We start from the raw sequence: 26833 nt of genomic DNA on the forward strand, positions 1-26833 counted from the left end.
CTAGGCATCCTGCCAGAACGGGCACGGCAGGGGCGCGGGTGAGCTCTCCGCAGCCCAGGAAGCTGACGGGCTAAGACCCCTGCGCATGCGAAAGCCCCACCGGCTTACGAGTCATCGATCTTGGGAGAGAGCTACGAGTTCGGCGAAGAGTCCGCCGGAGTTGGCCAGCTCCTCGTACCGGCCGTGCTCGATGACCCGGCCCTTGTCCATGACGAGGATGCGGTCGGCGAGGCGGGTGTTCTCCAACTGGTGTGTGACCACGATCGTGATGCGGTCGCAGGCGCTGCGTTTGATCTTCTCGAAGATCTGGTGCTCGCCTCGGGCGTCCATCTGGGAGGTGGGTTCGTCCAGGATGAGCAGTTCAGGGCGCCGGTAGATCGCGCGCGAGCAGGCCAGGCGCTGCCATTGCCCGCCGGAGAGTTCCGCACCCCCGAAGACCTCTCGGGCCAGCAGCGTCTCGATGCCGTCAGGTAGCGCTTCGACCGCCTCTCGCATGCCTACGGCGTCGATGGCTTCCCATACGGGCAGGTCGTCGTGGGTGCGGGGCTGTCCGAGGGTGACGTTCTCGGAGACGCGCAGGGGCCACTGGGCAAAGAGTTGCGGCACCAGCCCCGTACGCGCCCAGACGCTGTTCTGGTCAAGGGTGGCGAGGTCCGCGCCGTTCCACAGGGCGCGCCCTTTGTCCGCCAAGTAGATGCCGGTGATCAAGCGCAGGAGCGTGGACTTGCCGCTGCCGTTCTCGCCGACGATGGCCAGGATCTCGCCGCGGCGCAGCGAGAGGGATACGCCGTCGACGGCCGGGCGGTCCTTGCCGGGGTACTGGTAGACGACGTCGTCGATCCGGATGTCCTCCAGGGTCGCGGGTGCGGGCGACTCGCCGCGCTGTGGTGCTCGTTGTGCGGCGTCGTCAAGGAACGTCTGCATGTCGGTCAGGTAGAGGCTGGTGTGGAACAGGGCCGCCCCGTTGATGACGACTTGGGAGAGTGCTGCGAGTGTGGTTTGCACGGCGACGACCGCGGTCGCGGCAATGGCGAGTTCGATGCGTCCGGTGGTGGCCAGCCAGGCGAGGGCGGCCCAGGCCAGCAGCAGGAAGAGGCCGCCGGTCGTCGCGGACAGCAGGGTGATGCGCAAGGTGCGTGGGGCGGCGCGCAGCAGGCGGCGGTCGATGCGCCCGGACAGTGACCGGTACCAGAACAGCAGATAACCGGTCATGCCGTTGGCGCGGACTTCGTCAGCGTGTTTGGGAGTGGTGGCCCACCAGCGCATCATGTGCCGCACGTTGCGGTCCGACACGTTCGCGTAGTGCATCTCGTAGTCGATGCGCGCGGTGAGAACCGCGCCGACTCCGGCAGGCAGGACGGCGAGGAGGAGCAGCGGCAGCATCGCCCAGTGCAGCACGGACAGGACTCCGCCCGCGGCCACCATCCTGATGAGAGCGGCCACGAATCGCTGCGCGTCGGTCACCATCACATGGGTGCGCACCACACCCATCTCGGCGGCTTCCTGCCGGTCAGCGAAGCCGTCCTGGGCGTAGGCCGCGGCTTCGACCCGGCACACGGACTCGACCAGTGAGGTGTCCGCGTACGTCGTCAGCGGCGGGGTGAGCCTGCGGTCCGCGTACGCGGCGAGGGCACCGGAGAGCCGTCCGAGTGCCGCCGCGCCAGCCACGACGAGCAGGGCGGGCAGTGCCTGGTGAAGGCGGTCGGCCACGGCTCCAGGGCCGAGGATCGGTTGCATGGCGCGGGCGGTCGCGGCCAGGCCCACCGCGGCGGCGACGCCGGTGACCAGTTGGCAGGCGGCGAGGAGGAGAACGGCCATACGGTCGAGCTGCCACGCCATGCGACAGATGCGGCGCAGCACAGCCGGCAGGCGGGTGCACATGTGCGTGAAGGAAGCGTCGCCGAGCGGGTTGATGGAGTATTCGCCGCTGTAGCGGATCTCCGCAGGTAGCGGAGGGGGTGGCGGCTCAGCGCTTGCAGTCGAGGCGTCAGTCACAGGCACCTGTGTCCTCCTGGAGGTCGGGGCCGCACCTGGATGGCTCGGCGGTGCACGGCCTAACGACGCGGCACCGGAATCGAACGCGCTCGATTCCGGCCGTGGTCGAAGCCCGGAAACGCAAGGGCTCGAATGTGCGGCCGCCCGCGCTGCGGCCGTTGCGGAGTGCTGCCGGGTGGCCGAAACGCCGGTGTCTGTGACGTGTGTGGCGCACGGGGTTTCGGCGCTCTGTTCACAACGCAGGCGTGGCCGGGGCGCGTTGGCAGGTTCAGGGCGAGTGTGCGGTAAACGGCCTGTGAGTACGGCAGGCTCAGCTTTCTGTGGGCCGCCGCCCGTGGGGTGGTTCCCTGCCAGCTCGTTTCGCGCAGTGTCCGAGAGTGTCTGGGGCCTTCTGGGTGAACAGTGACGTCCACCGTCCTTCGTTTGTCCGCCGAGGGGCTGCGGGCAGCGGTGACGCTGCTGCTCACGGCCCGCAGCGGCGCCTGGCGATGGCACAGAGGGCCCGGTCGTACGGGCGGACGGATGCTGCCGAGTGCCTGGTCGATGTCGTACTGACCGCCGCCGGGGTGGAGGAGCGTCCGGAAGGTGCACCTGATCTGTTGCACCCGACATCGACAGAGATCATTTCTGTCCAGTTACGCAAGCCGGAGAACGTGATTGCTACAGGCTGGCAAGGCTGTCGCGAATCGTGTGATCACTGATCTGTAACGCTCCGGATAGTTGGCCATGCAGATCGTTGGGAAGTCTGCCGGCCTCGAGCCCGCACGCCTGCACGAGGTTCTGGCAGTCCTGTTGTTGCCGGTCGGTGGCGAGCGCTGTGAACAGGGGATGGGTCAGGCTCTCGCGGGCGGCGTACCCGTCGTTGGTCTTCTTTGTTCGACGGTGCAGCTCGTTGACGACGTGGCGCGCGGCCGGGGCTTCGGTGGTTCCGATGACATCCAAAATCGTTAGGCCGAGTCGGATACCGAAGACCGTCATGCCCCGTTCGGGCTGCAACTCGAAGTAGGTGCTCGCCAAACTGTCCACCTGGTGCTCGGTGAGGTGCCCGGTGTCAAGGGTGTGCAGGGCGGTGAGGCATGCCGTGACGGCCTGCTCCCAGGGTTCGCCGGGTGCGGTGTCTTCCAGAAGCGCTTGGGTTGCGGCTAGATCGTTCGTGGCGAGGGCTGCGAGAACGGCGACTTGTCGGCCGTCGAGCATCCGCTTGCCCACACCGTGGTGTTCCTCGATGTGGGTAAGGGCTTCGGTCCAACGCCCTTGGGTGGTGAGCGTACGTGTGCCGTCGGCGAGGAGTACTCGCCATAGCCAGGCGCGGACCTCGTGGCGGTCTTCAGGCGTCACGGTGAGGTTGGCTGGCACGGCGATGGCATCGAACTGGGCGGCTGTGCCTGTGCTGACGGCTTCGTGCAGGGTGAGGAGGCGCTGTCGGCCATCGTCGGTGCGGCCAGCGCGGATCTGTAGGCGTGCGAGGTTGACGACGGGTTCCAGTCCGCGGATTGCACTCATGCCGGGCAGGGGGCAAGCGTGGAGGTAGGCCGCAGCGTGCTGGTGGCACATCTCCCGTGCGAGTTCGGGAAGACCCAGATCGGACGCGATCAGTGCCGACTGGTTGTAGACGGCCGAGGCGAGCCCTTGATCGGCCTTGCGCGCTGCGGTGTCAGCCAGATTGACGAGCATGTGTACGCGCTCAGCTAGTGGCAGGCAGGCCGGGCGGAAGCGAGCAACGAGCGGGAAGCGCTGGGCTATCGGTCCGTACGGGTCCATGGGTTCCCCCGGCGGTAGGAGAAGAGAGAGGCGATGGCGGCGGTGCCCATCGGTCGTGCTCCGGCGGGCACCGCGCGCTTATGCGGGGACGGGGTCACTGCCAGTCGACGACGATGCGGTTCAGCGGGGTGTCGATGGCGAAGAGGCCGGGGCGTTGCTCGATGGTGGGGGCGTCGAGAGGCTGGATCTCGAAGCAGGCTTCACGCTCGCGGAAGCTGCGGTCCCAGGTGCGGATCAAGTCGGCGACCTTTGCGGCCAGTTTTTCGCTGCCGGGGCCGTGGCCGATGACGCCGAACTCCCAGAGCTTGCCGCCCTCAGGGGTGGTCTTCTCCGACAGGCGGCGAGCGAGGTAGGTGATGGTGCCCTTGTCTACGGCCGCGGTGGACGAGGGGTAGGGGTCCTCGGTGAGGAGGGTTCCCTTGGCTTCCTTTGGGAAGAGCATGCGGATCAGGCCGCTGGGCAGGGAGCAGGAGACGAACAGCTCCATCCACTCCGGCGATTCCATAGCGCGGACCATCATGCCCGTCCACTCTTCGGTGCGCGGTTGCTCCAGCACTCCGGCCAGGGCTTCGGCGTCGATGTTCTGTCCAGCGGGGGCCTGGAGCCGTACGGTGCCGTCCGTGCTGAGCGGGATGACGCGGCGGTCATCGTCCGCGATGCCCCTCCTGAGTGGCATGAAGGTGTTCATCTTGCTGCTGACACTCCTCCAGCGGCCGTCGCGCTGCTCGTAGGCGACGGACCGCGCGACGCTGCCCTTGAGGCGCTGAGGGACCAGGAGCAGCCCTTCGGGGGCGAGTTGCTGCATCCAGGCGTGCGGGATGCCGTGCGCGCCGACAGTGGCGATGATCCGGTCGTATGGGGCGCCCTCGGCGTGACCGATGGCACCGTCGCGGGTCAGGGCTGTCACGTTGGTGAACCCGGCAGCGGCGAGGTGTGCTCGGGCTCCTTCTACGAGGTCGTCGTCGACGTCGATGGTGGTGACGTGACCGGTTTCGCCAACGAGGTGGGCGAGCAGCGCGGCGTTGTAGCCGGTGCCGGCGCCGAGTTCGAGGATGCGTTCGCCGGTCTGGGCCTGCAGTTGGTCCAGCATGAGGGCGACGACGCCGGGCTGTGAGGCGCAGGAGATCGACGTGCCGTCGGTGTCGTACTTGATGTCGACCGGTGCGTTGGCATACGCCCTTTCTTGGGGCGCGTTAGGCACGAAGAGATGGCGGGGCACGGTACGCAGTGCGGTTTCGACAGCGGGAGTGCGGGCGTACCCCGATTCGCGGATCTTGTCGACCAAGGCGTTGCGGAGACGTTCGGCGTCGGCCCCGGAGTGGGCGATGGTGTCGGTATTCACTGCGCTGACGCTATCGGTCTCGGCTGCGGCCTTGGTGGGCGACGCGGTGTTGTCACTCGATCCCATGACTACCTCTCGTGCGATGTGGGAGATGGCGTGCTGGTCGTCGCGGTGAAGGCCTGCACGGTTGGCGTGGAAGATCACGTGGTGGGCGATGACGGCTCGCAGACCGCGGGTCAGACCGCTGCTGGCGGCAAGGTAGGCGAGCGTGGTTCCGGCCCGTTCAAAGGCGGCTACCCACTCGGCGTGCCCGTCGAGCGGGCCGCCCTGGCGGCACAGGCTGTGTGGGTCGGTGGTCATCAACTTGCGCATGGCCGGCACCTGAGCGGCGGACGTCTCGGGGGCGAGCGGTTTGCTCGCGGCGGGGCGGAGGTCGGCGACTTTGGCCCAGGCGTCGCCTTGCTCGAACCAGTCCAGGCCTGCGGCGCGCATCATGGTGCTGATCAGGAGGACGGCGGTCTCGCGGTGGCCCAGTCGTCCGGGGCCTCCTTGGTAGGTGAGCAGGTGGCGGCTGTCCTCGTGGAACAGGTCGTGGGCGGCGCTCATGGCCGACGTACCGCCGAAAGCGGTGGTCTCCGGTTCGTAGATGCCGGGCATCCACGAACGGACGGTCCCGTCGTCGACGAGGTTGCTGAGCAGCGACTCCACCAGCGGGGACGGCACAGTTGCGCGGTAACGCAGCGGCCAAGGCTGCTTGTTCATGAACCACCAGCCGGTGAGCTGCCCGGCGTCCTCGGCCGCGTGCAGCGCAGGGGCGAATCGTTCGCCGACGATGCGCTTGCCGGTCTCGCGGTCGGCAAAGGTGATGTTGTGCTGGTACCAGTTGTCCGAGGGCATTCACGAGGTCCTTCGGTCGTGGTGTCAGGCGATCAGCAGGCAGGCATCCCACGCCGAGCGGGGTGGTGCGGCAGTGGCAGGGCTCAGGAGCGCGAGGGCGATGCCGGCGGCGCCGTTGAGGAAGCCGGGACCGGCCCCCTCGTCCTGGACCATCGCCAGGGCGGCGTCCTTCGGCGTGATGCCTGTCGGGGACACTGAGGTCAGCAGTGGCGGAATCGTGTCGCTCAGCCGTCTGGCGGTTGAGGGGTGGGCGTCGATGGCCATCCGAGCGGCGATGTGAGCGAGTCCGGCGAAGCCGTGGCACAGGCCGTTGTCCGTGGTGGCCTTGAGCTGTGCGGGGTCGGTGAGTGCGGCAATGAGCGTGTTCTCTACCTCGATCTGACGAGCTGCGTCGCCCAGGGCGAGGGCGGCGAGTTGTTGGGCGCGGGCGAGGCCCGCGGTGCCGTAGCACCATGACGGTCGGCGCGGTCCGGATGGGGTGAGGTGCCCGTCGCGTAGTTCGGCGCGGCTGACCCAGTAGGGCCACGCGGGACCGATACTCGATTGCACCTGCCAGCAATCGAGCCACGCCAGGATGGTGCGCATGGCGTCGTGGTGGCCGTCGACGAGCGTGCCGTGCCGGGCAGCCAGCGCCAGCAAGGCGAGCACGCCGCCGATGCCGTGGGCGAGACCGGTGTTGGCGTGCCCGCCGGGGAACTTGTCGTCGGGCCGCCCCGAGGGGCCGCTCGCCGTCCACCAGCCGGGCAGCACATCGTCGCGGTCGGTGATCGGCTCGGTGAGACGTACGCAGTAGTCGAGAACGGTCCGTGCGGCGACGCTGCCGGGGTTGCGGTTTATCAGGTAGGCGCCGTAACCGGTCATCCCGCGAATTGCGTCGAACTCCGCGAGTCCTGGCAGAAGCTCGGCGTCCATACGACGGTGCGCAGCGGCGACGCGGCGGCGAACATCGGTAGCGATCTGTACATCGAGGGTGTCCAGGACACTCTGGTAGGGGCCAGGAACGTGCTCGGCGGCGCAGGCCACGGTGTGCGCGAGGGCTGGCGCCCCGTAGAAGGGGTGACTGTCGGCGCCGCTGGTAAACGGCTGCCGAGTGGCTGCGGCGAGCCAGTCGTGGACGCGCCGCCATGGCCCGAGACCGGATGCGGCCCGTTCGATGTGCAGCAGCGCGATTCCTAGCGGTCCGTACGCGAGGTGCTGACGTTGTGAGGACGTCGTGCATGACGACAGTGGTGCGGTGTCGGGTTGATCCAGGAGGTCGGCGACCGCGTGCGCCGTCGTCACCGAGGGATGGGGGCTCACCGTTGCTTCTTCCTCTGGCTGGGCGGGGTGCTGCGGCCGGTCCACGCCAGAGCAGCGGCGCGGGCGAGGTAGAGACAGATCGCCTCCTCGTCGAAGTCGATCCCGACGTGCCGTACGAAATGGACGTGCAGCAGCGAGGAGACGACATCGTCGAGCGCGATGCCCTGGGTGTCCGGGCCAGGAAGATGAGACCGGTAGACCGCGAGTGCCGCGTGCCGGTCGGCCCACGCTTGCACGATCGCCTGTCCGCCAGCCACGCTGCGCAGTGCCGCCCAGTCGCCAGACGGGTCCGCCAGTCGTACGGCCTCGGTGAACTGGGGGCGTGGAACCGGCTTGGGCGCGGCGGCCAGGATGTGGTCGATCAGCCAGCGCATCCCTGCATCGGCGCTACCGACGAAGGCCATGGCGATGGCCACGGTGTGCGCGGCCACCCGCGCGCGCTGGTGCGGACGCCGGGGCTGGGACAGTTCGCTGACGACGGCGCGCGAATCCGCGCGAAACACTTCCTCGGCGGCATCCCAGGCAGCACCGGAGCCCCAACGTCCCATCTCACGGTACGAGGTGGGGAACCGGAGATCGGACAGCAGACCTGCGCCGCGCAGCTCGTCGGCCCAAATGCTCACAGTGCGCGCAGCCTCGGCGAAGGCGTCAGCCTCGGGCAAGGCGACGCGTACCCGCAGATGCTGGAGCGGGTCGCGGAAGCGGATGAACCACCACGGCGGATCGCCGAGTCGCCCCAGAAGGTCCGGGAGGCGCTGGGTCAGCACGGTGTCCTGGCGACGCAGGTCGCCGTACAGGGTGGCCAGCAGCAGGGACGAGGCCCCAGGAGGTTGAGTCTGCTCCGGAGACAAGAGGCGCGCAGCAGTAGGCGCGGGCAGGGCGGGCCACGCAGGTGCCCGAGCTGCCTTGAGTGGCACGACGACCTCATGCGCGCGGCCACCGCACCATCCGTACGCCTTATCCGGTGGAGTCTCGACAAGGACTGCACGGTGGGCTCGGTTGAGGCGCTGGCGCAGCAGCACCCGATGGCTGGCCTGGTCGAGGTCGAGAAGTAGGCGACGGTCGCCCTCGACGAGGAAGACCCGCCGCGGCAGCCGCCGCCGATCACGCCATGCGCCGAGGGCGTCGTCCCACTCGTGGCGCGGGCGATGGTGATTCGGCAGCTCGAACGCCTCCAACCGCCATCGTGCGGGGGCGAGCACCGTGCGCCCGTACCGAAGCCGTGGGAGGAACGGCATGGAGGCTGCGGCGCCCCAGTCGAAGGTGGTGACCTGCGCGCACTGAGCGCGTGACAACTCAGTGAGGAACCTCACCAGCGGCGGGGTGTGCTCCTTGAGATTCAGCGCGTGCATGCCCACGGCCTCGACGCGGTGCCCGCGATCAGGAGCGGCCAGGTACATGCGGCGGCCATCGCAGGCCACCGCCAGGTCCTCGGGGATGAGCACGTTGCCGCTGGGGGCGCGGTGCTCCTGCACGCTGATCACAGTGGGGAGGACCTGCGGAGCGCGGGTGACATGGGCGCTTGAGGGCAGCAGGGGAGGGAACGAGAGTTGTGCGGGGACAGTGTTGGCATCTGCGGTCGGCAGGTCGGTCAGCTCCGCTGCCAGGATCTCGCGTTCCTCGGGAGGCAGCACGGGCAGGAAGCGGCCTACGGTGACTCCGGCACCGCGGGACACGCTCATGACCTCCAGTCGGAACCGCCCGCCATCCAGGTCCGCAGCGCTGGTTGCGTGTACTTGGACACCGACCTCAAGGTGTGGCGGCACTCTGGGGTGGTCGGGCCCAATGTCCATCGCGGCGATCAACTCCTCGGTAAGGATCACCTCGTCGCGGCCGTCCAGTACGGCGGCCTGGGCGAGGCGGACCAAGGTGTCGTCCCGCTCCGAGAGACGACGGCGGCGCTCGTCTGACGGGGCACCTGGATACCCGTCGGGGAAGCTGGTGCCGCTGTCCGCGATGACGTCCTTCAGCGGCACCATCGTGCCGATGCCGTACTTCTCGTAGAACCGCCGTTGGTACGCCTTCCAGGCCGCGGTTCCGTACGGCAGAGGACTGACGCGCGTCAGCGTCTGGGCGGCGCGCTCGATCTCTCGGGCGACCGCTTCCGGAAGTTCGACCTGAGCGTCCAAGCGGAGGTCGAGGGCGAGGGGATGCTGCCTAAGCCCAGGGGCCTGCGCCCGCATCCGCGCTGTGACACGGTCCCGCCCGTCACGCGTGTCGCAGCAGCGCGCGCGCAAGTCGTTCCGCACCAGGCGCAGTTCACGAACCGTGTCGGCGATCGGCGCCAGCGTATCTGCGACCGCTGCGTCGAGCTGATGCAACAGGTACGCCAAGGCATCGGCTTCGGTGCTCGGCGCGTGCAGGCTAGTGATCAATACCTGGTGCCGGATTAGCTCCTGCACCAGCCGGGATGCTCTCTCCCGCCCCGCTGCGGGGAACTCTGCTCCGATCTCGTCAGTGAGAACGCTGACTCGAATCGGTGCTTGGGTCGCGTTCAGGACTGCCCGCACCGGATCGGTGAGGCCGAGAGACGCCTCGACCGCACGCGTGGTGTCGTTCCCGTCCGGCTTGTACGGCACGATGAGGCGGTCCCCGCGGCTGAAGGCGGTGTTGTTGAGGACCACTGCGAGGCGTTCCAGGAGTTCAGGGCACGCTTCCAGCCGCCCGATAACGGCCGTCAGCCACCCGGCACTTGCCCGGCCAACAGGAATGTGAGCCGACCCCCACGTGGTGCGGGCTTTCGCTCCGAAAGCAGCTGAGGTTACGCCAGCGAATAGGCCGAAGGGAGTCGACCGGTGCTCGGCGCGCAACATGTAGCGAACCACGGAGACGACTGCTCGGCGCACATCGCGAGTGGCCGGGGCGGCGGACATACATAAGGCACGCACTTGGGATGCGAGGGTGGGGCTGGCGTGCCTCAGTGCCTCGGCCAGATCCTCCTCGGCGCACACTTCACGCAGCCACGCGAGCTGGGCGGCAGTGCCGCGAGGAGAGGTGGCATCGAGGTCAGGGCACGGAGAAACCGGAAGCGCTGGCCGTGCGACTGCTCGGACGAGAGCTGCCGCACTGGCACGGAACGTGGTGCTCGAAGCCATCACAACCTCTGTGGTCCAGGCGGGCGGCCGGTGTCCCCGCACTGCAGGGCACGAGGACACCGGGCTGGGACGATGTGTGCCTTGGGTCAGGCCACGTTGGTGGTGCAGGCGCCGCAGGTCTCGCCGCAGCCGTCGTCGGTCAGGTTTGTCAGGCTGGCGACGTCGCCAACCTCCAGCAGCTCGACGCTCAGCTCAAAGCCGTCAGCCGCCGTACCCGACGTCTGCGGGCTCACCTGCGTGGTTCCCGGAGCAGGACGAAGGATCATCTCGTTCTCCTGTTTCTCTGAAGGGATGTTGACAAGGGGTCCGCGGGACCCCCGCATCCGAATGCCGTCGTGCCAGTGCAGCCGGATGCGCGAGCACCGCGGCGGTGGCTTGCAGGGCCCGGCGCTTACGACGCTGGCCAGGAAGGAGATCCGGCATAGGGCGCCTTGACCTGTCGGTCAGCTGCGACGTTAGCCAGGCCGCCGTCTCCCGCAAGCGGCTACGCGCCTCCGGGCGGGATGGTCTTCGGGATTCGACTGAAAGCAGTCTCGAGGTTCGTCACTGCTGTTCTTCCTCCTCTCGTTCAGCGGGTTGTGTGGGGAGGAGCTAGCGGGAGGGGAACTCCTCCCCACACGTTTCGTCCGGCACCGAGCGGTGTTTCAGGTCCGGCTGCCGGGTGGTGCACCCGCCCGTCGTCGACGACGGACAGACAGTTAGCGGGCCGGCCGCTTACTCCCCCACAGAGCAACGGCCGGGGCGCGCGTGGCGCCGCCTCCTCCACGGGGGTGTCGCGGGACCGCGTACACGGGCACGGTGTCCCACAGCTGGAAGAGGCCCAGTCCTAGGGCGCCCCGCCCCGGAGTCGGAACGTGGGCGCGAGGGTCAGACGGCGACCGCGTCCTCGTCCGAGTAGGCCGCGTACTCGTCGGCCATGATCGCGTTGAAGATGTGGTCGGTGCGCCCCATCGCTTCCTCCCAGCGGTAGTCGCCGAACTTCGCCCAGTACTTCCGGGCGACGTCGCGTTCCATGAGCCATCGCGCCTGCGCCCGCAGCGCGTGCCGGTCGAGCAGGCCCACCCGGTACTTGGCGGCCAGGAAGGAGATCAGCCGGTTGCAGTGCAGGAGCTGCGTGTACTCCTCGGCCGGGAGGTCTCCGCCGGGGGGTGTCCAGACGGCGCGGAGCTCGGGGTTGGAGGCCACCTCGGCGATCCACGCCTGGTGCATCTGCGCCGCGTGCAGTACGAGGCGCTGCCGGTTGTGCCGTTCGGACAGCGCGAGCCCGGCAGCTCCGACTGCGGCGGCGGCGAGAACAGCGTGCGAGGTCTTCATCCCAAGGCACCTTTCGTCGTGGTGTGCGGTGTGTCCCGGCCTGCGCTGCGCGCTCGCGCTTCGTGGACCTGGGCGGTGGCGTGGAGCAGGGCGTGGACGAGGCGAACGATGTTCTGCGCCCGGACCACAGCGGCGGGCCGAGTGGCAGAGGGGGGCGGTAGGTAGAGCCGCCGGTCGGCCTCGCCGAGCGTGGAGCGCGCGCTGCGGACGACGTCGCAGTCGGCGGGAACGTCGCGGCACAAGGTGCGCAGCTCCTCCGCGACGACGCGGCCGTAGGCGGTGAACTGCTCAGCCCGGCTCAAGGCGAGGTCGTAGTCCGGCGGCCCCTCCACGCCGTACGGGTCCCAGGTGAGTACCGCCTCGATAAGCGCCAGGATCTCGGCCTGGTCGGAGACGGGTGTCACGGCAGCCATGTGCGCACCTGCTCGGCGGTCAGGAGCCGGTATTGCCACGAGCGGGTGGTGAGGTGCGCGGGGGTCAGCTGGCGGAGGGAGCCTGATGCCGGGCCGCTTCGGCTTCCCGGAGCCCCAGTTGATGCCATCTCTTCCCGGCGTCGGGCTCCGGGTCGGTCCTGCTGTCGCGGAGAGCCGCTGCTCGGGTCAGGCCCGACGTGGTGCGTGGGAGAGCGCGTCATGCGGCGGCCGCTCCCATCATGTCGAGGAGCGTGAGGAGGGCGCTGGCGAGGCGGACGAGATGGCCGCGCTCGTCTGCGGGCCGGGGCTGCTCGGCGCTCAGGTTGGTCAGGCACCGGATCTGGTCGGCCGGATACGGCTTCACGATGTACGGCACGACCTTCACAAGCTCGATGGCGGCCGTGCGTAACCGTTCCGCGATCACCCGGACTTCGTCCGGGGCGGGGTGCGCGTACTCGTCGAGGACGGCGTCCAGATCGGCGTACAGGTCCTCGGTGACCGCCTCGTGTGCGAGGGCGCGGCGCAGACCGGACAGGAGCACGTTCGCTGTCGCGTCGTCAGTGGAGTATCTGCCGCTCAGCTCTGCGGCGGTTTCGGGCGCCGCGGTGGCCATCACGGCCTCCGTGCGGGGAGGCGGAAGGAGGCCCAGGTGGTCTTGCCGTCGTCGCTGACGCCCCAGCCGTGCGAGAGGATGTCGACGAGGAGCAGGCCGCGGCCCGACACGTCGGCGGCAGCGGCGTGGCGCAGTGCGGCCGGAGCAGGGTTGCCGTCGTCAACCTCGATCCGCAGCTCGTCCCTGCCGCATCGCACCCACAGCGAGACGGCCTCGTCGGCCTCCTCAGCATGTCGGACAGCATTGGTGACCAACTCGGAGACGGCTAACACGATGTCCTCGGCCAGCGGGTCAGGCACCTGCCAGCGTCTCAGGTGGCCCCTGGTGATCCGGCGCATGCCGGCGACGCGCGCCGGGGCCGGGGTGAAGGCCACCGAGAAGTCATGGGCGGTCTGCTGCACCAGCCCTGAAGGGACCGTGGTGACGATTGCGGCGGGGGTCATCGGCAGTCTCCCAGGTGGCGTACGTGAGGGGCACTGTGCGGGTTACTGACGTCTGCGGGGGCAGTCGAGGAGCACAAGCACTGCGTGAGGCCAAGCTGCGGAATGATGCGGAGGCCGCGGCTGGCACAAGAGGCGCCCTTGCTCAACTGCTCTCGATGGCGAACGAGTTGGAGTATGGCCGGAGGATCGCTCCCCACGTAACGCTCACAACGGAAGTGTCCGCATGGGCCTTTCAGGCTCCAGCCGGTGCGTAACCCGGAACCTGTTCCGCCGTGTAACGTCCCTTGTGGTCGCTAAGCGCCAGCACGGACACTGGCCGCACTCGTCCAAGGGGAGCGCCAGCATGACGAACGAGTCGAGATCGGCCGAGCTGAACGGTGAGGTCGAGGCAGGGCCGACAGCGCGGCGGCGTCAACTGGGCTTTCGCCTTCTCGCCCTAAGGAGGGGGTCCGGGCTTTCGGCCGAAGAGGCTGGGCAGCAGGCGGGCGTATCGAAGGCCACGGTCAGCCGCTACGAGCAGGCCAAGGGCAACGTGCGCTGGAACCAGGTCAAGCAGCTTTGCGAGGTCTACAGGGCCTCTGCTGACGAGACTGCCGAGCTGATCGACCTGGCGAAGAACAGCAAGGTCACAGAGGGATGGTGGGTTCCGTACGCCGGAAAGCTCTCGGACCCCATGCGGATGCTGCTCCCGCTTGAGAACGAGGCGCAGTCAATCTGGCACCTCTCCATTGGAGTGGTGCCCGGTCTCCTGCAGACCAGGCGCTACGCCACGGCGATCAAGGCGACGCCGGGAAACAGTCTGGAACCGGACAGGGTGACCGAGTTCCTGGACATGAGAATGCAGCGACAACGAATCCTCGAACGTGAATCTCCCCCGACGTACCACGTCGTTCTGGACGAGAGCGTCCTTCGGCGCAAGGTTGGTGGTCCTGAGGTCATGGCAGAGCAGCTTGATCTGCTGCTGGACCGTCGTCTGGAGCCGAACATCACCATCCAGGTGCTGCCGTTCGACGCTGGCGCCTACAGCGCGGCGCTCACCAGCTTCATCGTTTACGGCGGACCGGACCCGTCGCTGGACGTCATCTTCATAGAAAACGCCGTGGGCTCCTTGTTCCTGGAGGAAGAGGGCCCGCGTGAGGCGTACGAGCACGCTCGCGCCTTCCTGCGCCAAGAGGCGCTGGACCCTGATTCTTCGGCGGAGTTGATCGCCGAGGCCCAAAAGAGGCACCTGCGAGATCAGAAGTAGCGAGGAAGAGATCCGTGGCCGAACAGCCCCAGGAACCGCAATGGTTCAAGAGCAGTTACAGCGGCACTCCCGACAATGAGTGCGTAGAAGTAGCCGTCATGCCCAAGGGACCGTGGGTCCGAGACTCGAAGAGGCCCGACGCCCCGCACACAGCTTTCTCCTACGCTGCGTGGACCGTCTTCACCGACAGCATCCGCACTACGAAGCCACCCACGCTCGATTGACAACGTGATCATGTTGCACGGCCCGGCCCCCATCGCGGATGCCGGGCCGTCGTGTTCACGCCACGAGCGCACGTTCCACCGGCTCCCGGCGACCATGCGGAAACCGATGGGGGGCAGGCGGATCAGTCTCGGGAAAGGCCTGTGAAGCAGATTCTCGATGCGGACAATCGGAGGACAGCAGTGTTGTCCGCATCAGGGCGCCGAAGGGGAAGTCATGCCACAGAAGCCCAAGCCCCTGGACGAAACGAAGTCGGCACGCGCCTGGTGGGGCAAGGAACTTCGCAACTGGCGGGAGGCACGGGGCATGTCGTCCCGTGAGTTAGGCGCGAAGGTGCACCTCAGCGCCACTTCGATCGAACGCATCGAGAAGGACGAGCGGCCCTGCAACGCCTGTCTGGCCAGCCAACTGGACGATGCGGTGGGGGCCGGGGGAGCACTGCGGCGGCTGTGGCGTCTCGTCGAAGAGGAAGCGGACCAGCGGACCGCTGATGCGGACAAGACCCCTAGCAGACTCATCCTGGACGGCATCGGGACAGTGACCACGGGCATGCTTGGACTGAACCCGCCCGTGCCTTCGGAACGGAGCCTGACAGCCGTGGAGCGCCGTGCCTTCTTCACCCTCGGCGGCATAGCCGCAGTTGCCCCCACCACGTTCATCGACCTACTCCCTGACTCGGGGCCAACCGCGCTCCCCAAGACCGTTCGCCCAGAGGACATCAAGCAAGTCAGGACTGCCGCCGACGCCCTCGCCGGATGGGACAACCTCTACGGCGGCGGTGGGATCGTCGGCAGTTCCTCAGCCGGGTTGTTCATCTGGGCCAAGGGGCTGCTCGCCACGAAGTACCCGCCCGAGTTGAAGGCGGACCTCCATACCGCCGTTGGACGGCTATCCATCGTGATGGGAGCGAGCGCCTTCGACGCATACGCACACCATGACGCCACCGAACTGCTGAGGTTCGGCACCTGGTGTGCAGAGCAGGCCAGCAACTGGCACCTTCGGGCTGCTGCCCTCAACTGGCGCGCCCGGCACGAGATCTGGTGCGGCAAGCCCGATGAGGGCCTGACTCACGCAGAGAACGGCCTCCTACGAGCAGACCGTCTCACGCATCGCGAACAGGCCATGCTCCACAACGCCAGGGCCCGAGCGTGGGCGAAGATGCACAAGCCGAAGGAAGCGCTGGCCGCCATCAGCCAGTCGGACGCGGTCTTCGCGCGTGCCCGCGACGGGGAAGACGCCCCGTGGATGGCCTACTACGACGAGGCCCAGCACCACGGGGACACCGGGCATGCAGCCTTCGACATCGCGCTCATGCCAGGGCAGTCACCTGTCCTGGCGATCTCTCGCCTTCAGGCCGCGATTGAAGGCCATACTGACGCCTACGTACGCTCCCGCGCGCTATCGGGCACCAAACTGGCCACCCTGACCATGGCGACAGGAGACCCGCAACAAGCTGTGTCCATCGCCACCCGCGCCCTGGGCGAGGTAGGGCGGCTCCGCTCTCAACGAGCTGCAACGGACATGGAAGATCTGTCCAAAGCGTGCGCGCGGTACGCCCGGAAGCCGGAAGTGGCCGATCTCCGGGAGCGGATCACCACTACGGTCCTCACATGACCACGACGCGCACCGAGGAGTCCTTCGCCATTCTTCGGGAGGTGACAGCTGCTGCCGGGCTGTCAGCGGAGGGAGCCGAACCTATCCGGCTCGCCGAGAACGACTTGTGGCGGCTTCCTGCCGGAGTCGTCGTACGCATCGCCCGAGCAGGGCAGGACGAGGCCGCAGCTCGTGAAGTAGCCGTGGCGCGCTGGCTTGCTGAGTACAACGTCCCGGCTGTGCGCCCGATCCAGCGCGCACAGCCCGTTCATGCCAGCGGCCGAGCTGCCACTTTCTGGGAGCTTCTTCCCTCTCACCGGCATGGGACCGAAGCGGACCTGGCACCGCTCTTGCGCCAGATGCACAAGCTGCCCAAGCCCATGTTCGCCGTTGGTCAGTTGCTGCCGTTCGTTCGCGTCGCCGAGCGACTCACCGCCGCGCGCTGTGTGAGCGACGATGATAGGAAGTGGCTCCTCAGCCGACTCGACGAACTCAAAGAGGAATGGGCCAACCTTCCCGCTGGCCTTCCGCACTGTGTGATCCACGGTGACGCCTGGGGTGGCAACTGCGCCGTGACCGCCGAGGGCGCACTGCTCTTGGACTTCGAGCGCACGTCGATCGGCCCGCCTGAGTGGGACCTCACCTCTACCGCGGTCGCCTTCGACACCTTCGGCACGATCTCCGCAGACGAGTACGAGGCCTACAGCGAGCAGTACGGCTTCGACGTCAGGGACTGGGCGGGGTACCCGACGCTCCGCGGCATTCGGGAACTGCGACTGGTGACCTTTGCCCTTCAGATCGCGGACCACGACCCTGATGCCCTTGAACAGGCCCGCTACCGCATCGAGTGCGTGCGAGGACGGCGCGGACCGCGGCCCTGGCGGTGGGAAGCCGTGGGGTAAAGCACCTTGTCTCATCCAGGTGGCGAGCTGGCGGCACCTGCGTCGTATGTTGGGATATTGACAAGAGGGTCGTGGTTCTCCTGCTGCGTGGGGCGCGCGTATACCCGACGAGGGATCGGGAACCCCTTGCGCCCACCGACCGACCTCGGGCCGGTGTGAGCGCACCGATCGCTGCAGGGCCCGGTGGCCGTGGCATCGCGGTTTCTTCTGCAGCGTGGGCGGTGGTCAGCGTTTTACGCGGCTGCGGACGGCCAGGACGGCCAGGGCGAGGAGGACGGGTTCGGCCAGCCGGGAGGTCATCTCGGTGTAGGTGCCGGTGGTGGTGAGGTTCTGCCCCGAGGATCGGAAGACCACCGAGTTGATCACCACCTGCAGGGCCTTCTCCAGCCGCTCGGTGGTGACGCGCTCTGTCCACGGGCCAGTGGGGGTGACCGGGTCGGGCGTATCGGCGGTCAGGCTGATGTCCGGGCCGGTCTGGCGGCCGGTGATGGTCTGCTTCGGGTCATCGACGGGCAGGCCCCACAGCACCATCACCGCGATCGTGGTGGCCATGGCCAATCCCAGCCAGGCCAGCGCGCGGGCGGCGCGCAGCCCGTACCCGGATAGGGCCCAGTAGGCAGTCAGCAGTGCCCGTTCCGCCCAAGGCCGGGTGGCGTCGTGGCGGCGCATCTCACATTCGCCGTAGTAGAAGTCGGCGGCGTCCGGCTCGTTTTTGCCGTCCTCCAGTGACTTGCGCAGTTGCCGGTACAGTGCCGCCAGCGCAGCCGGCCGTAGCTTGTGGGCTCCCTCGGGCGGTGCAGTCCAGCCGCGGGCCCGAGTGGGGTGGCGGGCGGTGCGCACCCGCCAGTGATGCTCCTCCGCCAGCGTGTTGCGTCGGGTCCACCGCCAGGGGAAGCGTCGGCCCCAGGCAATGGGGGTGGCGGCGAAGGTGCACCAGCCGTCCACCTTCAGCTGGTCGAGGTGGACGGCGCCAGCGAACTGGCAGGTACTCAGGTCGATATCCTGCAGCGCCAAGTGCGCGGCATCCACCCCGCTCACCGACGTCAGGCGTACTCCGGGCTCCTGGTCGGACAGCTTCACCTCCGACAGCGGGTCATCGGGTCCACGGCGGAGAAATGGGTCCGGCCGGGCAGCAACCGCCACCGGGTACTCCAAGACCGCGTCCCTCAGGTCCAAGTCGGCATAGCGCAGGTGCAGCGTGGCGGTCGATGCCCACCTGGTGCGTGCACAGCTCACGTGGCGGGCGACGATTTCCACCGTCACTGGCTGTTGGAACACCACACCGTTCAGCACCACCCACTGGCCGCACAACAGCGGCCCCAGGTACGACGCCATCTCGAACCTTGCCGTGCTGAACTCGGCGTCGCCGGAGAACATCGCCCCAACGAACACGGCGGAGCCGGAGAATCTCACCCCGACGAACACAGCGGGGCCGGAGAACGTCGCCCCCGCGAACACGGCGCGGCCGGAAAACCTCGCCCCGACGAACACGGCGAAGTCGGAGAACGTCGCTTCCTCGAACACGGCGTCACCGGAGAACGTTGTCCTGTCGAACGCGGCCTCGCCGGAGAACGTCGCCCGGTCGAACGCGGCGTCACCGGAGAACGTTGCCACGCCGAACCGACCATTGCCGGAGAATCTCGCCCCGACGAACCGGGCGAAGCCGGAGAACGTTGCCCCTCCGAACACAGCGGAGCCGGAGAATCTCGCCCCGACGAACGCGGCGGAACCTGAGAACGTCGCCCCCGCGAACACGGCGTGGCCAGAAAACCTCGCCCCGACGAATACAGCGGAGCCGGAGAACGTCGCTTCCTCGAACACGGCGTCACCGGAGAACGTTGTCCTGTCGAACGCAGCGTCGCCGGAGAACGTTGCCCGGTCGAATCGGGCGACGCCGGTATGGGGCCTACCGTTGGTGGGGTCGCGTAGGGCGGCGAGTAACTGGTCCAGCAGTTCAGGGGTGAAGGGGGTGCCGCGGTGGTCGATTTCGGCTCCGGGTGACAGAGCCGCGAGGTAGGCAGCACGGTCGACCTCGTCCAGGTGGGCCAGGCAGGCAGTGTGGCCACCGACGTGGATGCCGCGGCAGCCGACCGGGTTCTCCGGGCTGTTGCCGCGGCGACAGTACGGCCAGGCAGGCGGAGTTCGGGACGGCTCGGGGTTCGGGTGTGCCATACCCGAAGGACGATCGAGCACGGTCGGGTGGTTGCTGACCGCGACTCCCAAGGCGTACCGCTGCGGCTTGCCCGCGACCTGCCAGTGCGGGCACGGTCACGGCCAGCCTATACAGCAGATCACCGTGAAGCAGACAGACCGCTGGGGCCGATATCTGGCGCTCGGGTTCGCCGCAGCGACGATCACCGTGCTGCTGCTCGTCGGCCTGGTGGTGGCGCTGATTGCGGCCGGGATGTGCGCCCTGTGCGTTGCGGTCGCCGCACGGTCGCTGCGCGCGCTGTTCAGCGGCGGCAAGACGAAGTAAGCGGACAACGGGGGCGGACCGATTCTGGTTGCCGCAGGTCACAGATCCGGGCCAGATCGTTCGACAGGGGGCACGGGCCCCGTGGTCCGGGCGCGGCCGTTGACCGATAGCGTGGAGCATCAACGCCATTACGGGGAGTTGGCCATGGCATGGGAACGGGCTTTCGCGCGCGCTGGGCACATCGCCGCTGCGGCGCTGGCTCCAGGCGAGGAACCGCGGGACGACACAGCCGTGCGGGACCTCTTGGCGATCGTGTTGGAGGCTCTGGGTGACCAGAGCGGTGGGCCGGAACAAGTCGGACTGGGCTCGCTGCTGTGGCATCTGCGGCAACCGATCGGGCATCTGCGCGCCCTTGTCGAGCCGCTGGGCGACTCAGGCCTCACAGCGGCCGTGCCGCAGACCACCGGCCGGGACTCGCGCGCGAGGACCTGGCTCTGGCTCACCCATACCGAGGCCAACGCCCCTCAGCGGCCCGAGGAGAGCCGCGGTGAGGACGGCACGGCCGTTGACGCTGCCGCTAGACGGGCCGCCGAGGCGGTCATGCAAAGCTTGGCGGACGAGCGTCCCGGCCTGCCGAACGCCCTACCGGTCACGGTCATCGACGGGGAGCACACCGGCCGCAGCGGCACCGTGCGCGGTCCGGCCTGGCTCCTGGACGACGACCGCCGTGACATCGTGCGCGGCTACGGACCGCCCGGCTACCACGTGCGCCTGGAACCTGAGGCTGCCGACGTGGTCGTGCTCCCCGGCTCGCTGGCCGCGCTCCTGGACGAGGACCAGTGGGAGCAGGCACACCATGACACCTACCAGGAGGCGTCCTGGGAGAGGGTGGAGCGGCTGGCGTGGGCGCTCACCCAGCGGCATATCGGCTACAGCGCGGACGATCTCGAGGGCTACGCCGCTGGTGAACACACGCCCGAGGCCCGGAGCGAGCGAGAGACGAAATGGCTGCCCGCCTCCCGGCTGCTCGCCCTGGCCCTGTGGCGGGCCGCCCGCAACGACGCATGCCTCGTGGACGAGGTCCCGCTGCACCGGGCCCTGTGGTGGCTCGGCCACCGGCACGGCGGCCCACGGGACCTGTACGCGCGCCCGCTGCCGCCCTGGGGCGACCCGTCACCGGTCACTGGCAGTTGGCAGCGGTTGAAGACCCAGGACGCCGAACGGCGGCTGCAGGAGGCGGCGCGGTGGATCGTCGCCTGGCACACCGGAGCCGATGCCGACGAGAACCGTCGCCTGCGGGCCGTTGCCGACGGCAGCTACGAGCCGCCCCTGCTCCTCGGCGACCGCTACCGCGCCGTCACCTCCGGCCCCTTCCGCGACGGCACCCCACCCCGCTGGACCACCGTCGTCGACCTCGCGAACACCACCCTCGCCAAGACCCTCGACCACCTGCGCAGCAGCCAGTGGCAGCCCGGCCAGGGCGCCCGGCGCATGGCCGCCGACCTGCACCCCACCGTGGCAGCCGGCCCCGACCCGCACGCCCCGCCGCTGCCCGACGGGGTGGACGGTCCGGCGTGGATACAGCGGGCTGTGCGCCTGGAGCACATCTACACCACCATCCGCACCCTCTGGGATCACTACCAAGGCGACGCCGACGTGCGCACCACCGCCCCCTTTGGCGGCTGCCTGGGCACGGTCACCGTCGCCCTGCAGGACTTCCTGCCCTCCGTCCACAGCCTGGAGGCATCCTGGGAGCACCGCGCCCAGCCAGTCGGGGTGTGGGAGCGCTGTCACATGCCGGTGGCCCTGCGCGAGCATGTCCTAGCCCTGGAACAGCTCGTCGGCGATCTGTGCGAACTCTGCTTCTACATGACACTCGGTCCGGACGAGCCGCACTGACACAACCAGTCCGCGGGCTAGTGCTGTGACCGACCGAAGCGGCGTGACGGCCGCCTCGGCGGGATCGCTCGCCCGGGCCTCAATGAGGCTATCCGGCTGACCGGCCGCTGCCTGAGCCGGGCAGCGCTACACCGGCTCCCCGCAGCTGCGACAGGTGGACTCGCCATCCTCATAGATCATGCCGCAGCAGTACTTGGCGTCGCCGTGGGTCCTGTCGTCGCTCCAGTCGCAGCCGAGCTCCTGATGGACGGCCAGGCCCTGCGGGTAGCCAAAGTCGACGTCACAGCTGGGGCAGACGTACGACGTCACGAACTCATCCTTCCGACCCATAGCAGCGCGGCTTCTCGGGGTTGCGAGGCCTGACAGCTACTCGGAGACGCCTTCATCGAGGTAGTCGCACTGGTCGTACTCGCATGTGGCCACATCGCAGTGGCCGTCCTTGTCCTCAAGACGGAGGGTCAAGTTCCCACACTTTGGGCAGCCCCAGTAGTCGCTCACCTAGCCCACCGTACCTCAGCGTGGACTCGGTTTTTCCGCCAAACCTTCCGGTCAAAGCACTAGTTAGCCTGCGCCAGCCGACGTCAAGCCCGAACCGGCCAGCACCTGATCACTCCATCCGACTTGGACCACCAGACAGCGAACACAGCCGCGGCCGCTAAACGGCAGTGTCGCCGGTGTCTGAAATTGTGCATCCTTGGGCCAGTAGCCGGGCGGCCATCGCCTCCCTGCGCAGCACCGCCGCCATGTGGTCGACGGTGGCACGGACAGAACCGGGGGCCAGTTCCTCCCGTACCACGATGCCGACGAAGGCGCGGTCCTGCTCGCCCGTCGTATCTTTCCCCCCGGACTCCATCAGACCGTGCCCCGACTGCCCGGGCACAGCGGGCAGTTCGCCCCGCTCTGGTCGAGATCGGCGCAGACGACACAGTCCTGGTCGCCACTCCCGGAGGGCGGCACGTCGGCTAGATCGAGCCCGCACAGCGCCCGGCTCGGGTCGCAGCAGTAGGAATGGGCGATCACCGTACTCACCGGCTCGGCGGGTGCCGTGACCAGGCGTTCGCCGCGGGCACACGCGACGACGGTACGGGTGGCCTGGTCGAGGGCTGCGAGGAACGGGTCCTTCATGGAGAACGAGCGTAGCGCGCCTGGCCTCACCAGGAGGCTCACGGCCAAGGAGCAGCAGGGCGTCGCCCCGCATCCGACGGAAGACCTGTCCTTGGGCCAGACGGAGGGTAACGGGGTGTCGTACGCAGGGGCTCTCCAGCATGCGTGTGGTAATTGAACTGTCGTCGCCCATCGAGGAGGATCGGTGAATCATTCCGCTGCGGATATTCAGCTACCAGCCGCGTATTGGGCACACTTCACGAATTCGATCGTACCCTTCGCCGAAACCTTGAGTAATGGGCAGGGCGTCCGCGAAATCAAAGTATCGATCGAATTTGATAATGCCTCTGTCTTTTACGTCTGCCCAACCCTACAGGATATCGATACATGGTTCCGTTGGGCTCAGGCTGTAGATCAAGAGCGACTCAGAGGCAGGCAAGTTGAGCCACCTCCTGTATATCTGCTGCAGCCCGCACCACCTAAAGATTTCACCTTCGAGATCGTCGACGTTTCGCCTGGATCGTTGCGGGTGCTCCTGAGAAGTAGGCAAGGCGCCCTTGCCAGTCTGCATTCGGTAGTGCAAGTGCTCAGTCTATGGATTGGCCTGACAGGGCATCCGCCCCTAGAGTTCATTTTCGAGGATGAATCTCAAAGGAATATGGCACCCGCCCCTCCTGCCGATGTTTTGGAGCAGGAGAGGGGGATGTTCGGCATCAGGGAAGGGGGGCATGTAGCTCATTCTGGTGCGGCCGAGTTTGAAGTCGTACTCGACGATGGTCGCACTTTGCGCTGCACGGTACGTATCCCTGCTCGCGCGGTCGACTCAGACAGTGAATTCATCAAAGAAGTCTCCGATGCCTGCGCTCAATTCATGGGTGACGGTAAGGATTGAGCCTGCACGAAGCATCGCCGCACGAAGCCAGTTGATACGTCCCGCCTAGTTCAACAGGCCGCGACGGCGCGGTTTGCGCAGGGGCTCCGGCTCGTACAGGGCCAAGAGCACAGCCTCGGCACGGTCCGGGGACTTCATGCCGCGCGCTCTCATCGCCTTCTTGCTCTCGATCTCGGTGTAGCCGTTCGTCCTGGCCAGGAGCTTCGGGGTGGAGAGTTGCGCGGCGGCCTTCTTGTCGACGTGGAGCCGCAGCCGCCCGCGTCCGGACGACGGGTCGGGCTGGAGCAGTGATCTGGTGGCCAGCCACATCTCGTCGCGCTTGCGCCATGGCCGCATGACGGCGCCGGGGTCGTCCTGACTCGGGGACTCCGACACCATGACGCCGACGATCTGCGCCGTGTGCCGTCCGGTCTCGGCCCAGCGCTCCAGCATGGAGACGACGCCGTGGCCGATGCCGTTCTGGTCGACCTTGACGCGTACGGGGTGCGGGGAGTTCAGGGCGTCGGCGAGGCGCTGCGCGGTGTGGATTTCCTCGAGGACCTTCTCCGCGACGGACACCTGGTTGTCGTTGGCGGCGCCGGCCGAGGCATGCCGGTATTCGACTGCGTCGCCGACGGCGCGGTACACGGTGAATTCGTCGCCGCCGTCCGCGGCGACGTCGACGCCGAGGCGGACCCAGGCGCCTTCGCGGACGGTGTGCTGGGCGGTTTCGCCTTGCAGGCCGAGGTCGCATAGCCGGGGCCAGCCGTCGCCGGTCGGGTCCTCGTAGGTCATAGCGGCCTCGACCCAGCTCGGTGGGACGACGATGCCGCCGCCGCCCTTGGGAAAGCGGGCGTAGACCTTGGCGATCACATAGGGGTGGTCTTCGCCGTAGGAGCGGATGGTGCGGTCGACCCAGTCCTGGTCGGGCATATGGTCGGCCAGTGAGTGCTGGGCGACGCCTTCGGGGCAGTCAGTGCAGAACGGGGTCAACTCGCCACTGATCGCCGGGGAGTCGAGCGAGGAGATCGGGATGGTGACGGTGGTCGGCTCGCTGACGTCGTCGCCTTCGATGCACAGCTCTTCGAACCAGGAGGCGGGATCGTCCATGGCAGGGTTGCCGATGGCGAGCATCGCCGCGTGCCCGCCGGTCAGCAGGTTGTTGGTGCCGTGGCCGATCATCGGGGCGATACCGCCCGCCTCATCGACGATGAGCAGCAGGTGCGGCATGTGGATGCCCTGCATCGCCGCCTCGTCATTGGCGGGGGCGGAGAAGCCGTACGCGGCTACGAAGTCGTTGCCGTACGGGTCGGGCATCTTGTACTGGACGGTGTCGCAGGTCCCTGGCAGACCGGCGCGCGGTACGACCTTGCGGATGTGCGGCCAGAGCTGCCGCTGTACCTGCCGGAATCGTGTCGCGGTGGTGATGCACAGCGCGGTCCCGACGGGATGGACGTTGGTGAACCAGACCGCGGCGCGGGCGGCGAGGTGCGTTTTGCCGACACCGAATCCGGCGGGCACGGCCACCCGCTTGTGATCGACGATCGCGTCGAGCACCGCACGCTGCTTGGACCACAGGCTTTCGCCGAGGACGTCTTCGACGAACCCGGACGGTGTGTCCCGCCAGAGCCCGTACAGCGAGCCGGTGGCCCGCTCGACCTCCGTCATCACCACGGCGCGCTCACGGTCGGTCAGCTGGTGCTTGAAGGCGTTGCGGCGCTCGGTGATCGGCGCGCGCAGGAGGAGGTCGGCGACGTTGGCCGCGTCGCGGGAGATGACGCCGGGCCGGGCGCGCTGCAGCTCGGACGCCGAGGGGGCCACGGGGGCGCGTGTCGGCTGCTCAGGCTGCGTACGGGACATGATCGGGACGGTGCCGCTCGGGCCTCTTTTGTGTCGCGGTCTGGCCGGGGCCCATGCCCTGACGCCCCGGCCAGACCGCGGGTTCCGGCGCGGTGTGTGGCTAGACCCTCGCTGCCTGCTGGGGGTGTTCGCGCCGGAAGCTTCTTTGCTCAAGGCCCGCGCGACTGGGGGGGAGNGCCCCGCCCCCCCCCCCCCCCCCGCGGGTTCCGGCGCGGTGTGTGGCTAGACCCTCGCTGCCTGCTGGGGGTGTTCGCGCCGGAAGCTTCTTTGCTCAAGGCCCGCGCGACTGGGGGGGAGGGAGCGCGCGGGCCTCAGCACCTAGTAGTACGTCGGAATCCGGATCTCGTTACACCCGGCTCCGCGGACTGTTCACACGCCCTTGTGGTCTCGTCGTACGCGGTCACCGCGCCGTGGGTGCCGACAGAGAACGGGCGGTCGGAGATGCCGTCCAGGAGCACGGCGTGCTCCTGGTTCGCTCTGCGTACGGCTTCGAGGATGATCCGGGCTTCGGTGACGGCGACGGCGAGTTCGTCGGCGGTGAGCCGGTACCAGGGCGTGGTCTGCGCGCCGCTGGCGGCCAGGACCTCGCGGCGGGTCTCGTAGTAGTGGCGGGCCAGCGGCAGGAGGCCGGGCATGGTCGTCATGTCGGGGGGAACGTCACGTCGCCGGATTCTGTGACAGCACGCGACAACGCCGGGCCGCCGCTTCGTTGCCGAAGCCTTCTGGGCCACGGGATGCCGACGGTGCCTGAGCGCAGCGAGGGCGCCGTAACTACTTGATGGTGATGCTTGATGTTCTTACTAAAGGGGCCTGACCTGCCGGGACCCGGAGGACCGGAAGCCGCTTTCACCGGCGCCGCGTTTTCAGGCCCCGGTACCGGCGACTGAAAACCCGGCCCCGGTGGTGCTTCGGAGCCGGGTTGAGGCTGGGCGGGTCAGTGGCCGCGGCGGCGCTTCGCGGCGTTCTTCACGTCGCGGACGTGCCGCACCGTGGTGTCCCCCAGCGCCGCGATCCGGTCCGTGGTCCACCCGTACGGCTCCTCCGTCAGCGCGAGCGCGGCGTCCTGGAGGAACGGCATCGCGGCCTTCCTGCGGGCCGTGGCGACCGACACCGTCGCGGCCAGGGACGGCAGCCGGTCAGCCGCGTCCTCGATGTATGGCAGGCCAGCCTTCTTCGCGGCGGCCTGGCGCTCGGCGGCGGTCATCCGCCCGTTGTCGACGGTCAGCGGCGCGTCCCGCTCGCCGTGCAGGGCGATGCGGCACATTTGCCGGTAGGCGTTGGGCAGCATCCCCAGCACCTTGCCCAGGCCGCGGACGCCGTCGTAGAACCACAGCGACATGGCGGCCTGGTCGCGTTCCTCGGCGTGCGCGGCGATCTCAAGGTCGGCCTGCTGGACGATCTCGCAGGCCCGCTTGAACCGGTCATCTGGCCGGGGGATCTGGCCCAGCTCGTCCTTGACCTGGCGCTCGGCGTCGGAGCGCAGCGTCTTGTGGTCGGGGATCGGGAGGTTGTGGTGGTGCGCAGCGGGCATGACTGGCCTCCGGGGTCGGGCACCGCGCTGGTGCCGGCGAAGGCTGGGGCAACCCCATGCCGAAGAACGCCGAAATA

24 protein-coding genes are annotated in these 26833 nt (G+C 68.1%); 8 read left to right on the top strand and 16 right to left on the bottom strand.

Going from position 1 to position 26833, the window contains the following annotated elements; all coding sequences use genetic code 11:
* Positions 1 to 111: 111 nt before the first annotated feature.
* Positions 112 to 1995 (bottom strand): ATP-binding cassette domain-containing protein, encoded by a 1884-nt coding sequence (locus tag U9R90_RS26860; protein ID WP_411059813.1) that lies wholly within the window; start codon positions 1993 to 1995, stop codon positions 112 to 114.
* Positions 1996 to 2418: 423 nt separating this feature from the next.
* Here U9R90_RS26860 and U9R90_RS26865 point away from each other — a divergent pair, with 423 nt between their 5' ends.
* Positions 2419 to 2550 carry a hypothetical protein gene (locus U9R90_RS26865; protein WP_411059254.1) on the top strand — a complete coding sequence of 44 codons (132 nt, stop codon included), beginning with the start codon at positions 2419 to 2421 and terminating at the stop codon, positions 2548 to 2550.
* Between the two features lie 105 nt (positions 2551 to 2655).
* Here the strand turns inward: U9R90_RS26865 and U9R90_RS26870 are convergent, their stop codons facing one another.
* The 9 genes from U9R90_RS26870 to U9R90_RS26910 all read right to left on the bottom strand — a co-directional run bounded on the left by U9R90_RS26870 (position 2656) and on the right by U9R90_RS26910 (position 13112).
* Positions 2656 to 3756, bottom strand: coding sequence for a hypothetical protein (locus U9R90_RS26870; protein ID WP_411059255.1), 1101 nt, complete (start codon positions 3754 to 3756; stop codon positions 2656 to 2658).
* A gap of 94 nt (positions 3757 to 3850) precedes the next feature.
* Positions 3851 to 5935 (bottom strand): methyltransferase, FxLD system, encoded by a 2085-nt coding sequence (gene fxlM / locus U9R90_RS26875; protein WP_411059256.1) that lies wholly within the window; start codon positions 5933 to 5935, stop codon positions 3851 to 3853.
* Between the two features lie 24 nt (positions 5936 to 5959).
* Positions 5960 to 7234, bottom strand: coding sequence for a lanthionine synthetase C family protein (locus tag U9R90_RS26880; RefSeq protein ID WP_411059257.1), 1275 nt, complete (start codon positions 7232 to 7234; stop codon positions 5960 to 5962).
* The gene (locus tag U9R90_RS26885) at positions 7231 to 10329 is read right to left on the bottom strand and encodes a lantibiotic dehydratase (protein WP_411059258.1); all 3099 of its coding nucleotides are present in this window, start codon (positions 10327 to 10329) and stop codon (positions 7231 to 7233) included. The genes U9R90_RS26880 and U9R90_RS26885 overlap by 4 nt, the downstream gene beginning before the upstream one ends.
* Before the next feature lie 86 nt (positions 10330 to 10415).
* A complete protein-coding gene (locus U9R90_RS26890) occupies positions 10416 to 10562 on the bottom strand; it encodes an FxLD family lanthipeptide (protein ID WP_411059259.1) in 147 nt (48 codons plus the stop codon).
* Between the two features lie 634 nt (positions 10563 to 11196).
* Positions 11197 to 11643 carry a DUF6082 family protein gene (locus tag U9R90_RS26895; RefSeq protein WP_411059260.1) on the bottom strand — a complete coding sequence of 149 codons (447 nt, stop codon included), beginning with the start codon at positions 11641 to 11643 and terminating at the stop codon, positions 11197 to 11199.
* Entirely contained in the window at positions 11640 to 12056 is a 417-nt protein-coding gene (locus U9R90_RS26900; protein ID WP_411059261.1) for a DUF6415 family natural product biosynthesis protein, read from the bottom strand. Before U9R90_RS26900 ends, U9R90_RS26895 begins: the two co-directional genes overlap by 4 nt.
* 217 nt (positions 12057 to 12273) lie before the next feature.
* Positions 12274 to 12669, bottom strand: a complete 396-nt coding sequence (locus tag U9R90_RS26905; protein WP_411059262.1) for a DUF6415 family natural product biosynthesis protein — start codon at positions 12667 to 12669, stop codon at positions 12274 to 12276.
* The gene (locus U9R90_RS26910) at positions 12669 to 13112 is read right to left on the bottom strand and encodes an ATP-binding protein (RefSeq protein ID WP_411059263.1); all 444 of its coding nucleotides are present in this window, start codon (positions 13110 to 13112) and stop codon (positions 12669 to 12671) included. Before U9R90_RS26910 ends, U9R90_RS26905 begins: the two co-directional genes overlap by 1 nt.
* 343 nt (positions 13113 to 13455) lie before the next feature.
* Between U9R90_RS26910 and U9R90_RS26915 the strand changes: the two genes are divergently transcribed.
* From U9R90_RS26915 to U9R90_RS26930, 4 genes are all read left to right on the top strand, one after another.
* Positions 13456 to 14358 carry a helix-turn-helix domain-containing protein gene (locus tag U9R90_RS26915; RefSeq protein WP_411059264.1) on the top strand — a complete coding sequence of 301 codons (903 nt, stop codon included), beginning with the start codon at positions 13456 to 13458 and terminating at the stop codon, positions 14356 to 14358.
* Positions 14359 to 14372: 14 nt separating this feature from the next.
* Positions 14373 to 14582, top strand: coding sequence for a DUF397 domain-containing protein (locus tag U9R90_RS26920; protein ID WP_411059265.1), 210 nt, complete (start codon positions 14373 to 14375; stop codon positions 14580 to 14582).
* Between the two features lie 214 nt (positions 14583 to 14796).
* Positions 14797 to 16194, top strand: a complete 1398-nt coding sequence (locus U9R90_RS26925; RefSeq protein WP_411059814.1) for a helix-turn-helix domain-containing protein — start codon at positions 14797 to 14799, stop codon at positions 16192 to 16194.
* Positions 16191 to 17075 (top strand): phosphotransferase family protein, encoded by an 885-nt coding sequence (locus tag U9R90_RS26930; protein ID WP_411059266.1) that lies wholly within the window; start codon positions 16191 to 16193, stop codon positions 17073 to 17075. The genes U9R90_RS26925 and U9R90_RS26930 overlap by 4 nt, the downstream gene beginning before the upstream one ends.
* A gap of 225 nt (positions 17076 to 17300) precedes the next feature.
* On the opposite strand, the gene U9R90_RS26935 is transcribed toward U9R90_RS26930, so the two are convergent.
* Positions 17301 to 19298: a pentapeptide repeat-containing protein gene (locus U9R90_RS26935; protein ID WP_411059267.1), complete on the bottom strand. Its 1998-nt coding sequence runs from the start codon at positions 19296 to 19298 to the stop codon at positions 17301 to 17303.
* 73 nt (positions 19299 to 19371) lie between these two features.
* Here U9R90_RS26935 and U9R90_RS26940 point away from each other — a divergent pair, with 73 nt between their 5' ends.
* Together U9R90_RS26940 and U9R90_RS26945 are read left to right on the top strand one after the other, a co-directional pair.
* The gene (locus U9R90_RS26940) at positions 19372 to 19551 is read left to right on the top strand and encodes a hypothetical protein (protein ID WP_411059268.1); all 180 of its coding nucleotides are present in this window, start codon (positions 19372 to 19374) and stop codon (positions 19549 to 19551) included.
* Between the two features lie 144 nt (positions 19552 to 19695).
* Positions 19696 to 21390: a hypothetical protein gene (locus U9R90_RS26945; RefSeq protein ID WP_411059269.1), complete on the top strand. Its 1695-nt coding sequence runs from the start codon at positions 19696 to 19698 to the stop codon at positions 21388 to 21390.
* Positions 21391 to 21516: 126 nt separating this feature from the next.
* Here the strand turns inward: U9R90_RS26945 and U9R90_RS26950 are convergent, their stop codons facing one another.
* The gene (locus tag U9R90_RS26950) at positions 21517 to 21699 is read right to left on the bottom strand and encodes a hypothetical protein (RefSeq protein ID WP_411059270.1); all 183 of its coding nucleotides are present in this window, start codon (positions 21697 to 21699) and stop codon (positions 21517 to 21519) included.
* A 543-nt stretch (positions 21700 to 22242) separates the two neighbouring features.
* Positions 22243 to 22515 carry a hypothetical protein gene (locus U9R90_RS26955; RefSeq protein ID WP_411059271.1) on the bottom strand — a complete coding sequence of 91 codons (273 nt, stop codon included), beginning with the start codon at positions 22513 to 22515 and terminating at the stop codon, positions 22243 to 22245.
* 184 nt (positions 22516 to 22699) lie between these two features.
* Between U9R90_RS26955 and U9R90_RS26960 the strand changes: the two genes are divergently transcribed.
* Positions 22700 to 23386 (top strand): hypothetical protein, encoded by a 687-nt coding sequence (locus U9R90_RS26960; protein WP_411059272.1) that lies wholly within the window; start codon positions 22700 to 22702, stop codon positions 23384 to 23386.
* Between the two features lie 45 nt (positions 23387 to 23431).
* Here the strand turns inward: U9R90_RS26960 and U9R90_RS26965 are convergent, their stop codons facing one another.
* From U9R90_RS26965 to U9R90_RS26975, 3 genes are all read right to left on the bottom strand, one after another.
* The gene (locus tag U9R90_RS26965) at positions 23432 to 25225 is read right to left on the bottom strand and encodes a hypothetical protein (protein WP_411059273.1); all 1794 of its coding nucleotides are present in this window, start codon (positions 25223 to 25225) and stop codon (positions 23432 to 23434) included.
* Between the two features lie 311 nt (positions 25226 to 25536).
* Positions 25537 to 25869: a hypothetical protein gene (locus tag U9R90_RS26970; protein ID WP_411059274.1), complete on the bottom strand. Its 333-nt coding sequence runs from the start codon at positions 25867 to 25869 to the stop codon at positions 25537 to 25539.
* Positions 25870 to 26159: 290 nt separating this feature from the next.
* Complete coding sequence (locus U9R90_RS26975) at positions 26160 to 26756, bottom strand: hypothetical protein (protein ID WP_411059275.1); 597 nt, start codon at positions 26754 to 26756, stop codon at positions 26160 to 26162.
* Positions 26757 to 26833 lie beyond the last annotated feature (77 nt).

The sequence above is a fragment of the Streptomyces sp. E11-3 genome (assembly GCF_046540415.1).
GTDB lineage: Bacteria > Actinomycetota > Actinomycetes > Streptomycetales > Streptomycetaceae > Streptomyces.

Excerpts from the sequence above, each read along its gene's own strand:
- U9R90_RS26870 (WP_411059255.1), bottom strand. The coding sequence starts at position 3,756 with ATGGACCCGTACGGACCGATAGCCCAGCGCTTCCCGCTCGTTGCTCGC.
- fxlM (WP_411059256.1), bottom strand. The coding sequence starts at position 5,935 with ATGCCCTCGGACAACTGGTACCAGCACAACATCACCTTTGCCGACCGC.
- U9R90_RS26885 (WP_411059258.1), bottom strand. The coding sequence starts at position 10,329 with ATGGCTTCGAGCACCACGTTCCGTGCCAGTGCGGCAGCTCTCGTCCGA.
- U9R90_RS26895 (WP_411059260.1), bottom strand. The coding sequence starts at position 11,643 with ATGAAGACCTCGCACGCTGTTCTCGCCGCCGCCGCAGTCGGAGCTGCC.
- U9R90_RS26900 (WP_411059261.1), bottom strand. The coding sequence starts at position 12,056 with ATGGCTGCCGTGACACCCGTCTCCGACCAGGCCGAGATCCTGGCGCTT.
- U9R90_RS26905 (WP_411059262.1), bottom strand. The coding sequence starts at position 12,669 with ATGGCCACCGCGGCGCCCGAAACCGCCGCAGAGCTGAGCGGCAGATAC.
- U9R90_RS26910 (WP_411059263.1), bottom strand. The coding sequence starts at position 13,112 with ATGACCCCCGCCGCAATCGTCACCACGGTCCCTTCAGGGCTGGTGCAG.
- U9R90_RS26915 (WP_411059264.1), top strand. The coding sequence starts at position 13,456 with ATGACGAACGAGTCGAGATCGGCCGAGCTGAACGGTGAGGTCGAGGCA.
- U9R90_RS26925 (WP_411059814.1), top strand. The coding sequence starts at position 14,797 with ATGCCACAGAAGCCCAAGCCCCTGGACGAAACGAAGTCGGCACGCGCC.
- U9R90_RS26930 (WP_411059266.1), top strand. The coding sequence starts at position 16,191 with ATGACCACGACGCGCACCGAGGAGTCCTTCGCCATTCTTCGGGAGGTG.
- U9R90_RS26945 (WP_411059269.1), top strand. The coding sequence starts at position 19,696 with ATGGCATGGGAACGGGCTTTCGCGCGCGCTGGGCACATCGCCGCTGCG.
- U9R90_RS26955 (WP_411059271.1), bottom strand. The coding sequence starts at position 22,515 with ATGAAGGACCCGTTCCTCGCAGCCCTCGACCAGGCCACCCGTACCGTC.
- U9R90_RS26965 (WP_411059273.1), bottom strand. The coding sequence starts at position 25,225 with ATGTCCCGTACGCAGCCTGAGCAGCCGACACGCGCCCCCGTGGCCCCC.
- U9R90_RS26970 (WP_411059274.1), bottom strand. The coding sequence starts at position 25,869 with ATGACGACCATGCCCGGCCTCCTGCCGCTGGCCCGCCACTACTACGAG.
- U9R90_RS26975 (WP_411059275.1), bottom strand. The coding sequence starts at position 26,756 with ATGCCCGCTGCGCACCACCACAACCTCCCGATCCCCGACCACAAGACG.